The organism is Cytobacillus sp. GQ23 (assembly GCF_059758675.1).
On record NZ_JCAXER010000017.1, the window covers coordinates 81,420 to 93,085 of the forward strand.

Annotated in this window: 10 protein-coding genes; 3 read left to right on the forward strand and 7 right to left on the reverse strand. The window is 43.4% G+C overall.

Going from position 1 to position 11,666, the window contains the following annotated elements; genetic code table 11:
* Nucleotides 1-6 precede the first annotated feature (6 nt).
* Nucleotides 7-1,686 (reverse strand): DUF6044 family protein, encoded by a 1,680-nt coding sequence (locus AC6CHU_RS15460; protein ID WP_251284542.1) that lies wholly within the window; start codon nt 1,684-1,686, stop codon nt 7-9.
* A 123-nt stretch (nt 1,687-1,809) separates the two neighbouring features.
* On the opposite strand from AC6CHU_RS15460, the gene galU reads away from it, so the two are divergent.
* On the forward strand, nt 1,810-2,670 hold the full coding sequence (gene galU, locus AC6CHU_RS15465; protein ID WP_159862185.1) for a UTP--glucose-1-phosphate uridylyltransferase GalU: 861 nt from the start codon (nt 1,810-1,812) through the stop codon (nt 2,668-2,670).
* Here the strand turns inward: galU and galE are convergent.
* The 6 genes from galE to AC6CHU_RS15495 form a co-directional block, all read right to left on the reverse strand.
* A complete protein-coding gene (galE, locus tag AC6CHU_RS15470) occupies nt 2,650-3,657 on the reverse strand; it encodes a UDP-glucose 4-epimerase GalE (RefSeq protein WP_498122232.1) in 1,008 nt (335 codons plus the stop codon). The genes galU and galE overlap by 21 nt on opposite strands.
* Nucleotides 3,658-3,802: 145 nt before the next feature.
* Nucleotides 3,803-5,665 carry an FtsX-like permease family protein gene (locus AC6CHU_RS15475; protein WP_498122234.1) on the reverse strand — a complete coding sequence of 621 codons (1,863 nt, stop codon included), beginning with the start codon at nt 5,663-5,665 and terminating at the stop codon, nt 3,803-3,805.
* Nucleotides 5,640-6,404, reverse strand: a complete 765-nt coding sequence (locus AC6CHU_RS15480; RefSeq protein WP_159862188.1) for an ABC transporter ATP-binding protein — start codon at nt 6,402-6,404, stop codon at nt 5,640-5,642. Before AC6CHU_RS15480 ends, AC6CHU_RS15475 begins: the two co-directional genes overlap by 26 nt.
* Before the next feature lie 87 nt (nt 6,405-6,491).
* On the reverse strand, nt 6,492-7,493 hold the full coding sequence (locus AC6CHU_RS15485; RefSeq protein ID WP_498122236.1) for a sensor histidine kinase: 1,002 nt from the start codon (nt 7,491-7,493) through the stop codon (nt 6,492-6,494).
* A gap of 14 nt (nt 7,494-7,507) precedes the next feature.
* Entirely contained in the window at nt 7,508-8,197 is a 690-nt protein-coding gene (locus tag AC6CHU_RS15490; protein ID WP_159862190.1) for a response regulator transcription factor, read from the reverse strand.
* Nucleotides 8,198-8,270: 73 nt separating this feature from the next.
* Nucleotides 8,271-8,738 (reverse strand): hypothetical protein, encoded by a 468-nt coding sequence (locus tag AC6CHU_RS15495; protein ID WP_498122238.1) that lies wholly within the window; start codon nt 8,736-8,738, stop codon nt 8,271-8,273.
* A 229-nt stretch (nt 8,739-8,967) separates the two neighbouring features.
* Between AC6CHU_RS15495 and AC6CHU_RS15500 the strand changes: the two genes are divergently transcribed.
* Nucleotides 8,968-9,714 (forward strand): ABC transporter ATP-binding protein, encoded by a 747-nt coding sequence (locus AC6CHU_RS15500; RefSeq protein ID WP_498122240.1) that lies wholly within the window; start codon nt 8,968-8,970, stop codon nt 9,712-9,714.
* A complete protein-coding gene (locus AC6CHU_RS15505) occupies nt 9,711-11,666 on the forward strand; it encodes an FtsX-like permease family protein (protein WP_159862192.1) in 1,956 nt (651 codons plus the stop codon). The genes AC6CHU_RS15500 and AC6CHU_RS15505 overlap by 4 nt, the downstream gene beginning before the upstream one ends.

The following is an 11,666-nucleotide window of genomic DNA, read 5'->3' on the forward strand; positions in this document are numbered from 1 at the left end:
CCCTGCTTATATGGCTTTATAAAGATAGATTTTCCATACCGAGCTTTTTGATTCAAAAACCTTCTCCAATACAAGCTGATTCTCTTCGGCATTGTCGATGGGAACGGATGAAAAAAGATAGGAGCCTCCCATGGACTTAAAGGCGTCTGTATTCAATTCCAGGTTCTTCAGCCTTTTTTTCGTGCGCTTTTTGAACATATAATGCTTGCCAAGCTCGTCTGTAAAGATATAGCATCTCCCGCCCCATTCATCATAATAGGTGCGGATCGTTTTATTTTTTTTAAGCTCTTTTTCAATGATTTTCCGAAATTGATATTTATAGGTTAAGGGATAGAAATTATTATAGGAATCCAGCGTGTAGAACCCATTATACTGGGCAATCGCCGGATGAAGCCCAATGCTTGCCACCCTGTAATCCTCCTGAGGAAGACCGATGTATTCTTTAATGGCCGAGAACTGCTCTTCTGCATAAAACTGTTTGAAGGTTGGCTTCTTCTGAAAAAGAATTTCCTCGTTAAAAAAGGACACGGCAACCACCTGGGCAAGCACCAATACAGGGATCAGCCTCCTCCATATCCCCCCGTATGACCAAAGTATTTTCAGCGATAGCGCAAATAAGACATAAACAACCATGGGCCTTAGAAAGTGATATCTCGCAAAGTTGAATGTATCAAGCACGTGAAAACGCTTTGTAAGGGGCACCCAGCCTTTGTAGAACCAGAAGGCATACCATGCAGATAACGCAAAGTTCAGGAAAAACAGGAACAAAAACACCTTCTCTTTTTTCCAATCCTTTTTCCAAAGTATCATAAAAAGGGACACAAACATAACCGGCAAAATAACCAGCGTGTGAATGGTTGCAGCATGATGGTGGCCGATCGCAAAATTCTTGAATGTCAGTCTGACGCAATGCCAAAAAGTGAGCCTCGCATGGAAATATTCATCCCGGCTGTTCGGCTCATCGTCAAAAAGGAAGGAATACACCAGCCTGTATTCAACGATGAAAAAGATTCCGGTCATATAAACAATCGATAAAAGAAACGGCCAGTTCCATTCCCTTTTCCTGATTGCGTCCACCAGCCAGAAAACCCCCATGGCACTCAGGAAAAAGAAAAAGCCCAGGACGATGCTTGCATATAAAGGCAAAAGGGTGAGGACCAGTATATTTTTCCACGACCGCTCCCCCTGCCTGATATTTAAGATGGCCCACAGGGCAAGCGGCATCCCCAGCGTGCTCAGCATGCCGGATGGCCAGAAAGGGGTGAAGGCAAAAGCAAGGGCAGTCCCGATCGTTATAGGTGCCCACTTTTTTTCTTTAAGAAAATGCTTTTTCAGAAGCAAATACATCCCGATAAAAGCAAACACTCTTGTGATTGTCTGGCTGAGTGCATACGCAATCATCGTCGGAAAAAGAGCATACAGCCACACAATTAAGGTAAATTCCGATCCAAACGCATTGCGGGATAAATTCCCGTTCATCACCTGCGGAATGACAGCATCTATGGGTCCTGTAAGCTGCCCGCTTTCAGCAAGGACTTTATACCACGCCAGATTGCTGTCCAGATTATCATGAACGCGTATATGTGCATTTTCACCTAATATGTATAAAGGGGAAACAAATAAAGCTAAAGCAATGCCTGCCAGAATAAGGAGATTTTTCTCCGCCGCCCATTTTTTTAGAAGCAATCTCTACACCTCTGGGTTCATGATTATTTACAATTTTAGGGTTCACGAACCGTGGCAAAATATTCAGGAAGGGATAATACAACCTTCCTCCGACATAAAAATAGAGGGGAAAGGGGGATTGCAATGATTAAAAAAGCGGTCATTCCTGCTGCAGGGCTCGGAACCCGTTTCCTGCCGGCCACAAAGGCACAGCCCAAGGAAATGCTCCCCATCGTCGATAAGCCTGCCATTCAATATATTGTGGAGGAAGCCATTGCTTCAGGAATTGAGGATATTATTATCATAACGGGGAGAAACAAACGGGCGATTGAAGACCATTTTGATAAATCGGTTGAAATGGAGCTGCTGCTGCAGAAAAGCGGAAAGTATAAAATGCTTGAGGAAGTGCGGGAAATCACTAATCTGGCGGATATCCACTATGTCAGGCAGAAGGATCCGCTTGGATTGGGTCACGCCATTTTATGCGCGAGAAAGTTCATTGGCAAAGAGCCGTTTGCCGTCCTCCTTGGCGATGATATCATTGACGGGGATCCTCCTGCCATGCTGCAAATGATGGAGCAATTTAACCAAACGGGATCAAGCATCCTCGGATGCAGCGAGGTTCCTCTCTCAGAAGTCAATAAATATGGAATTGTCGGCTATTCAGAACAAAGGGGCCCATTATACAAAGTGGATAGCCTCGTGGAAAAGCCTCCTGCTGAAAAAGCCCCTTCTGCACATGCCATTATTGGCCGCTATATCTTAACACCTGCGATATTTGACATGCTTGAGAATGGAACCCCGGACAGCAAAGGCGAGCTGCAGCTGACAGATGCTCTCCATGCCTTGCTTCGCCGGGAAAATATTTATTCCTATCTGATCCAGGGAAGCCGTTATGATATTGGAGATAAATTCGGCTTTCTTAAAGCCTCGATTGATTATGCACTAAAAAGACCAGAGCTGAAGGAAAAGCTTTCACTCTACTTAAGGCAAGCCCGCATATGAATTATGATATCCGTCAGGATGGGACCTGTGCCAGCGCCAGGCATCCCCGACAATCTGGCGGATACTTGTTTTTTCGGGCTTCCAGTTCAGAATTATTCTTGCTTTTTCAGATGAAGCTACCAGTTCTGCCGGATCACCAGACCGGCGGGGAGCTTTCGTTACTTTAAAATACCTGTTTGTTACCTCCGCCGCAGCTTCAATTACCTCTTTTACCGAAGCCCCTTTGCTGCCTCCCAGGTTAAAGACATCGCTCTCCCCTCCATCTTCCAGATAGCGGAGTGCGAGCAGATGGGCTTCTGCCAAATCTTCTACGTGAATATAATCCCTTATGCAGGTACCATCCTCAGTTGGGTAATCATCCCCAAAAATGGAGACAGATTCTCTTTTTCCAAGGGCCGCCTGCAGTATAATCGGAATGAGGTGGGTCTCGTTCTGATGGTCTTCGCCAATTTCTCCTGAGCCCTTTGCTCCTGCAGCATTAAAATAACGGAGCGACACGAATCTGGCTCCTGATGCCTGCGCCCACCATTGAATCATCCGTTCAACGGCAAGTTTCGTCTCACCATACGGGCTTGCAGGCGCAAGCGGTGCATCCTCCCGTATTGGCTGGCGTATTGCCTCACCATATACGGCTGCAGTGGACGAAAACACCAGTTTTTTTACCTTATGCGCTTCCAAAGCCTTTAACAGGCTATGGGAACCAAGCACATTATTATTATAGTAATTTAGCGGATCTTTCATCGATTCCCCTACCAGGGATGATGCCGCAAAATGAAAGACCGCCTCTATTCTCTCACGGGAAAGGACACTATTTAGAAAATCCTGCGATCTGATATCACCCTCATAGAATGCAGCCTTTGGATGGACCGCCTTTCTATGGCCAGTAGTCAAATTATCTGCCACTGCTGTTTTGTATCCCTTTTGTATGAGAAGATCTACAATATGCGAACCAATATAACCGGCTCCTCCAGTAACCAAGATTGTCATTCCATCACTCCTGCATAGGTTTACTTTCCCTTTTCTATATGCAGGTGCGGGCTTGAGTATGATAAAAGACGGGGTACCTCTTCAGGTTCGGACTCAATATAAAAAAGGGCCAGATTCATCCGGCCCCCGTAATTTCTTATTAAATTTAAATCGCAGCCTTGATCTGCTTCGTATAGAAAAAGCGCACGATAAAGAAGTAAACCACCTGGATGGCCAGGAAAACACTCAGAACAGCGACTGATTCTTTAAACAGATTAAAGTAGAACAGGTTGGATAACGCAGTCAGAGCAACGGCACCATGGATAAGAGCGACGAGGATTGGTGCGAAAAACAGGATCATAGTCTGTCTGTTTAAGACCTTTTGCAGCTCTTTTTCTGTCAGCCCCATCTTGGATATCGACTTGAATTTTTGTTTGTCCTCATCCAGATCCATGTAGAGCCTGAAGTACAGGAAGCTGCCGGCTGATACGAAAAAGACGATCCCGATAAACAGCCCGACAAATAATATCGGCCCAAAGCCTTTCATAATCTCGTATATTTCGTATTCAACTGATATAATTTCATATCTTGGCAATTCCTTGTACAGCTTTTCAGAGGCAGCCATTATGTGCTCCTCACCATCTGTTGCCTCCCAGGCGTAATAACTTTCCTGAAACCCTGGTTCAGGGAGCTTTTCATAGTCTTCATCTGATACGATATAATAGGAGTCCGTTGCCGGCAGTGCTTTCGAATGAATGACCTCCTTCGGCTTCAAAACGGTGCCCGAAGTCAGTGTAATGGTTTCATTTAGGAGCTCCTTCGTTTGCCCGAAGTTGGTCCCTTCAAACTCGACTGTCATGACTTGCCCGGCTTTTAACTCAATCGGATCTTCATCAATGAGTGCTGCAAAACGGTTATAGTCGGATTGACTCGCAATCAGAATGCTGTCCCCTCCAACTTCAAAGTAACGTAAAATCGCATGCGCCGATTCTGCTGTAACCTTTTCTTCCTTTAACGTCTGATTGATAAACTCTACATTCTTCACTTCATGTTCTTCAGTCGTTCTATAAGAAAACGTTGTGGCATTTGCATTCTTAATGCTGGAAGTCAGCACCGTCTGGAATCCGAATAAAGTGCCAATTGCACTGAATGCAACGGTTGAAACCATTGCCACCATGAAGAAGGTTCGCGCATTATCCTTCATGCGAAAGGCCAAATCTGAAAACAGCAGCATATTGGTTTTAAACCAATATACACTTTCATTCTTCTTTAATCTTCTAATAATATAAACACTCAATTGTGTAAATAACAGGTAGGTGCCAATGCAGACAACAATAATAACCGGCACCATTGCCGCTACAACAACCAGCCCTTTTGCGATTAGGGCAGCAGCATACCCCACCCCTATTAATAGGACAGCGAGCATCGTTAGAAAACGATTCGCTTTTGGCTCTCCCTTTGACATTTTATTACCCTTTATTAATTCAATCAGCTTTTTGCTGCGCAGAACATACGTCACAAATAAGGAAATGAAGAAAAATAAAATAATAAAAGAGATGAAGGTGACCAGGATGGCCTTCATTGGAAAATAAAAAGACAGAGTCTGCTCTATAATCAAGACATTTTCAGCAAGAAGGAGAATCGCCTTGGCAAACACAAGACCAAGGAGAATCCCCCCCAATGTGGCAAATAAGCCAATCAGCATATTTTCCAAAAATACCATGAGACGAATCTGTTTTATGCTCATGCCCTGTATCATTAATAACCCAAACTCTTTTTTCCGGGACTGCAGGAATGAACTCATCGAATATAGAACAAAAAAGAACGAAAACACATAGATAATGCCTGCAGAGGCATTCATTCCCTTTGTAACGACAGAGTTCATGCCATCCCCGCTTAAGGCAGGATGATTCGCAAAAATCGAGAAGGTAAAGAACACCATGACCGTAAATAAACTGCTGAGAAAATAGGCTGCATACAGCCGTTTATTGCGAATAACGTTATTAAACGCGAACTGACGAAAGGTCATGTGCATCCCCTCCCAGCAGTGAAAGTGTATCGATGATCTTTTGGAAAAAGGCCTGGCGGTTATCTCCGCGGTGAATCTCCGAATAGAACTTTCCGTCCCGAATGAAGATGACCCGGTTGCAATAGCTCGCTGCCTGCGCATCATGTGTGACAAGCATCATAGTAGTCTTCTCTGTTTGGTTAATCGATTCAAGCATTTCCATTACATCCTTGGAAGACTTGGAATCCAAATTCCCTGTAGGTTCATCGGCGAGTAGAAGCTTTGGTGTATGAATCATCGCTCTTGCCACAGCAGCTCTTTGCGCCTGCCCCCCGGATATTTCATACGTCCGTTTATTCATAATTCCGGAAATCCCCAGCTTCTCCGCTATTTCATGTGCTTTCCGCTTCATTTCCTTCACTTTTTTCCCGTCTAATGTCAGCGGTAGAACCATATTTTCTTCAACCGTCAAGGTATGAAGCAGGTTGAAGTCCTGGAAAACAAACCCCAGTTCACGGCGCCGGAATTGAGCCAGCTCCTCTTTTTTTAGTACATGGGGGTTTCTTTCATTGATCAGGATTTCTCCTGTTGTCGGTTCATCAATGGTGGCAATCATGTTCAGCAGCGTTGTTTTCCCGCTTCCCGAAGGTCCCATGATTCCGACAAACTCACCTTCTTTAATGGTTAAATTAATATCCGTTAACGCACGATAGGCGATTTTTCCTTCATAAATCTTGCTTACTTGCTTCACTTTTAGCATCACAAGCTCTCCTTTCACATTCAGTTGACTTGTGATCAGTATATCCTTCAGACCCATTTCAAAAAATCGATTTTTCTTTCACTTACCTTACAGGGCTGTAAGGTTCTGTGTTTCGCTAAAAATCAGCCTGAAAATTGTCCCTTTTCCGGGCTCGGATTCCAGTTCGATGCGATGGCCCAGATGATCAGCTGCCTCCTTCGTCAAGTACAGCCCCATACCTGTCGATTCCCTGAATTTCCGTCCATTCTCTCCTGTGTAAAAAGGTTCAAACACCCGGCGCTTGTCCGCCTCCGGAATCCCGACCCCATAGTCCTTCACTTCTAAGACAGCTTCCCCGTTTTTCTCAAAAATGTCGATATCAATCCGATTGCTCTTCCCTCTGGAATACTTGACCGCATTATTGATCAGCTGAGAAAGCATAAAAAACAGCCATTTCTCATCTGTCTCCACGATCATATCCTGCTTGTCCTGAATGAGATTTGGATACACCCCGTTCCGGATATAAAACCGTTTGTTCTCACCATTCACTTCATGAATGATTTTGGACAAGTGTACAGGTTTTATATGAAAATCCTGTTCGATTGTCCGGAGCCGCGCCATATAGAGGATGGTGCTCAAGCCCGTTTTCATCCGGTCCGTCTCTTCACGGATACTGGAGGAATCCGGTTCATCCAAGTTTTGTGCAATCAGCTCAATGACGGAAAGCGGCGTCTTCATCTGATGAACCCATTGATCCATAAACTTCAAATGCTCCTCCTGCCTGGATTCCAGCGCTTTGATTCCCGTCTGATAATGCCTGTACTGAACCTTTAGCAGATGATCAAGGGCCTTAGAAATCGGTGAATTTTCTGTTGTTTGAAAGGAATCGTCAAGGGAAGCAAGTTCCTCTGTCAGCCTTTGATAAAATTTGCGGCGGCTGGCATAGTGGTATGCCAGATAGGCTGTTAGAAAGAATAGGCCTAGGAAGATGCCATAGAGGGCAGGCAAAAGATGCCGATAGCCATCAAGCCAGTAAATGGCCAGAATCATAAAAAATTGAATGATCTGTACCCCGATTAGGAGTGCATGCTCTTTAAGGAATAATTTCATGTTTCTCCAGCCCTTCACCAGGTGACGATCAGACGGTAGCCTGCGCCTCTTACGGTTTCAACCGCCCCTGAAAGCCCGATTGCCTCGAATTTTTTTCGTACCCTCGCCATATTGACATTCAGCGTATTTTCATCCACATACACCTGCTCATCCCACAGCTTTTCCAGCAAATCTTCACGCCCGGCCACACGCGGGTACCGCTCCAGCAGACTTTCTATAATATCCGCTTCTTTTTTAGACAGCTGTACGGTTTTATCCTTGAAACACAATTCCAGCCTTTCCGGAAACAGCTTTAATCCCTCTGTCTCAAGCACCCGCTCCTGGGCCTGCGAGGCATATTCCCCGTAAGCCCGTCGCAGCTGGCTGCGGATTTTCGCCATCACAATTTCAGGATGAAACGGCTTGGTAATGAAATCATCGCCGCCATTCTCGAGCGCCATCACCTGATCCATCTCCCCTACCCGAGCCGAAATGAAAATAACCGGACAGATCGATTCCTTCCGGATTTGCCTGCACCAGTAATACCCATCAAAGCTCGGCAGATTTATATCCAGGAGCACAAGATCCGGTTTATGCCTATGAAACTCTTCCATCACATGATCGAATTGTTCCGCAGCCGCAGCTTCATAGCCATACTTCACTAAGTGTGACCTCAGGTGCTCTGCGATCTTCGGGTCATCCTCAATAATGAATATTTTCTTCATCCTCTCACTCCTTTGTCTTAGAAAATTATGCCATACGATATACAGGAAAAAAAGAGCTGCCTCAGCAGCCCTTCTAGAGGCAAGCTTTCTTTTCTAATGTACTGATCCATTTGTAATACCCCATCAGGATCATTAATAGAATCGGATTTACAAAGGCAGAATACCATAAATTCCACCATCCATAATGAAAGAAACCAAATGGATGAGGCAGCAGGGTGGCCGCTTCATAGCTCAGCAGGAAGATTTCCCAAATAATAAAGTAGCCCACCTTTTTCATAAAAGAGCCCGAAAAAGGATACCAATTAATAAACATCAAATTAACAGGCGGGATTAAAATGGTGTAGGACGGAAGTGCTTCCCAATCAATTCCTTGAGTAAAGTACCAGTATCCTTTGTACTTGAAATCCACAAAAATATCAAAGAATAATTGGAAGGCTATTGTAAAAATCCAGATATGGACAATTTTATTGACTGATATCCCTTTAATGGTCTTATATATGATCAAATTAAACAGAACTACTGAAGCAATTTGTAAAATCATTTTCCACTCCGAAACTTTTTTTGGATAGTATTTGCAGTTTGGGGAAATTCAATCCTTTCTTGATACTCACTTAGGGACCAGTTTCCCAGCATATACATATTGAACATGGATAGTGAAAAGTTAGACTGTTCTCCCCCAACATGACAAAAATGTCACTTTACATTCTGTTACATCGATGGCTGGCGGGAAGTATAGCCGGTATAGTGTGATAGTGAAGGAGGTCGAAAACATGACCAGAATGATACAAACCAAAAATCTATCAAAATCTTATGGGAAAACACAGGTCTTAAAAAATATTGATTTGACTGTTGAACAAGGGGAATTGACTGCCATTATGGGTCCGTCCGGATCCGGAAAAACCACCTTAATGAACACCCTGTCCACCATTGATGACTTTAGCGGGGGAAATGTATGGATAGAGGGAAATTCCCTTTTAGATATGAAAAAGAAGGATCTGCGGTCGTTCCGCCAAAAAAGAATGGGATTTATTTTTCAGGATTATAACCTGCTGGATACTTTAACGGTGAAGGAGAATATCCTCCTCCCGCTTTCTCTCCAAAAAACACCTGTTGATGAAATGGAAAAGCGGTTAGCCAGATTGGTTGATGCCTTAACGATTGAATCCATTTTACATCAATACCCTTCTGAGATATCAGGCGGTCAGAAACAGCGGACAGCTGCCGCTAGGGCAATCATTACAAATCCCGCCATTGTGTTTGCTGATGAACCAACAGGTGCACTCGACTCCCGGTCTGCTACCCAGCTGCTCGAACAAATTCAATTACTCAATGAAACCTTCAGGACAACTGTTCTGATGATTACGCACGATCCCTATGCAGCCAGCTACTGTCAGCGTGTTATTTTTCTCCGTGATGGAAGAATCGTCAATGAAATGTTTAAAGGCGAGCAGACGGAAAAGGAATTCTTTGATCGCATCCTGACGATTCAAAGTGCATTAGGAAGTGACCGGCGATGAACTTAGTGGATTTATCATGGAGAAATATGAAACGGAACTTCCGCTTGTATTCCATTTATTTCATCTCGATGTTTGTCGGCGTTGTCATTTACTTTACTTTCTCGGGTCTCATGTTTAATAAAGATGTAGTCGAAGCCATTCAAAATAAGGAAAACTACAAAATGGTTATTTCCCTGGCTTCGGTGATTGTCTTTTTGTTTATTGTCTTCTTTATTTTATATGCGAACTCTTTTTTCATGAAGCAGCGAAAAAAGGAATTCGGCATGTATTTGCTTTACGGCATGAAGGAGAGACAAATTGCCGCAATGGTCTTCTTTGAAACCTTATTCTTGAGCGCCATTTCAGTTTCCAGCGGGATTTTAATCGGTGGACTGCTATCGAAATTTTTCGGTGCGGTATTAATGAACTTAATGCGCTACAATGAGGATATTTCTTTTGCTTTTCCATTAGAGGCGATTGGATCAACTGTTCTGTTATTTGCCTTATTAATCATCATCATTACCATTCAAAGTTATGTAACTGTCCGGCGTGTCCAGTTAGTGGAATTGTTTCATGCAAAGGAAAAGATGGAAAAGCCATTTAGATTTTCTTTTGCCTTCGCGCTGCTGTCCATTCTATTGATTTCCGGGTCATACTATATGATTACCATAGGAGATACGGACATTTGGAAAAATCATTTTAATGAAACCTTAACAGCTGTAGCGGCGGCTTTGATTGCCGGGACCTATTTATTTTACCGGCAGTTCTCTGGCTGGATGCTCCAAAAGCTGAGCCAGCAGAAAAACTATTTTATGGGCAGTAAAATGTTATGGATCTCTTCTCTCCGTTTTTCCATTCGAGGAAATACAGTCAATTTCACCTTCAATTCACTGATTAGTGCGATTGTCATCTTTACAGTCGGATTTCTTGCTGTAGACTATGCCATGAAAAGCGAAGTGGTAAAAAAAGAGTACCCGAATCATTTTGCCTTTTCGACCCAGGATGATGAAACTCAAAGATATATTGAAAAAATGATGAATGAGTCTCACCCCATCCTTGGCCATGAAACCCTTACAGGAATTCAAACAGAAAAGATCCAAAACAGAAAGGCATTCTTTAGCTATCCCGAATATTACACCGAGGAATTTTACCTTTTCCCGGAGTCCCAATTAAATGCCATTGTTGATTTGAGAGGAACGGGAGAAAAAGTAGATATCGCCGGGGATGAGGCCATTGTATTAACAAGGGGGATTGATGAACCGGTAAAATATAAAGGTTCTCAGCCTGAAATAACCGTTTTGAAAGACCATACATTTCGTTTAGCGGAAAAAATACGGTACCCGCTGTTAACCATCCCAACGAGGCCTGGCGGAAAAACCAATCCGCAGCCTTCTGTGCTTATTGTTTCAGACGAGGCTTTTGAGGAATTAAGAAAAGAACGCACCCTTTTTTCATTTGAAATTTATCAAATTGAAGATCCCAAAACATCCAATGATGTATCACGGGAAATCCATGACATCGTGATGAAAACAGAAGGAGCCTATTATTCGGCCTATATTGATATGTATTCTATAGATACGGAGTCATCTTCTTTAATCTTGTTCTCTGTTGCCTTTTTTGCTGTTATTGCCTTGTTTGCTTTAGGGAGTGTGATTTATTTTAAACAGCTGCGCGAAGCTACAGAAGAACGGGAACACTACGCCATTCTGCGGAAAATCGGTGTGGACGACAAAGACATGAAAAAGATTATCCGCAAACAATTGCTGTGCGTATTTTTGCCTCCGCTCCTGCTGGGATTGCTTCACAGCTGGTTCCTTTTATATTATACGGTCATCCTGGTTATCAAAGATTTGCCTTCTTTAACGACCATTATTTTTTCCGTCATGGGATTATATGTTTTAACATATTTAATCTTTTACGCTTCATCTGTATCTATTTACTACAAAATTGTCAGCGAAAAAAACACACGATGA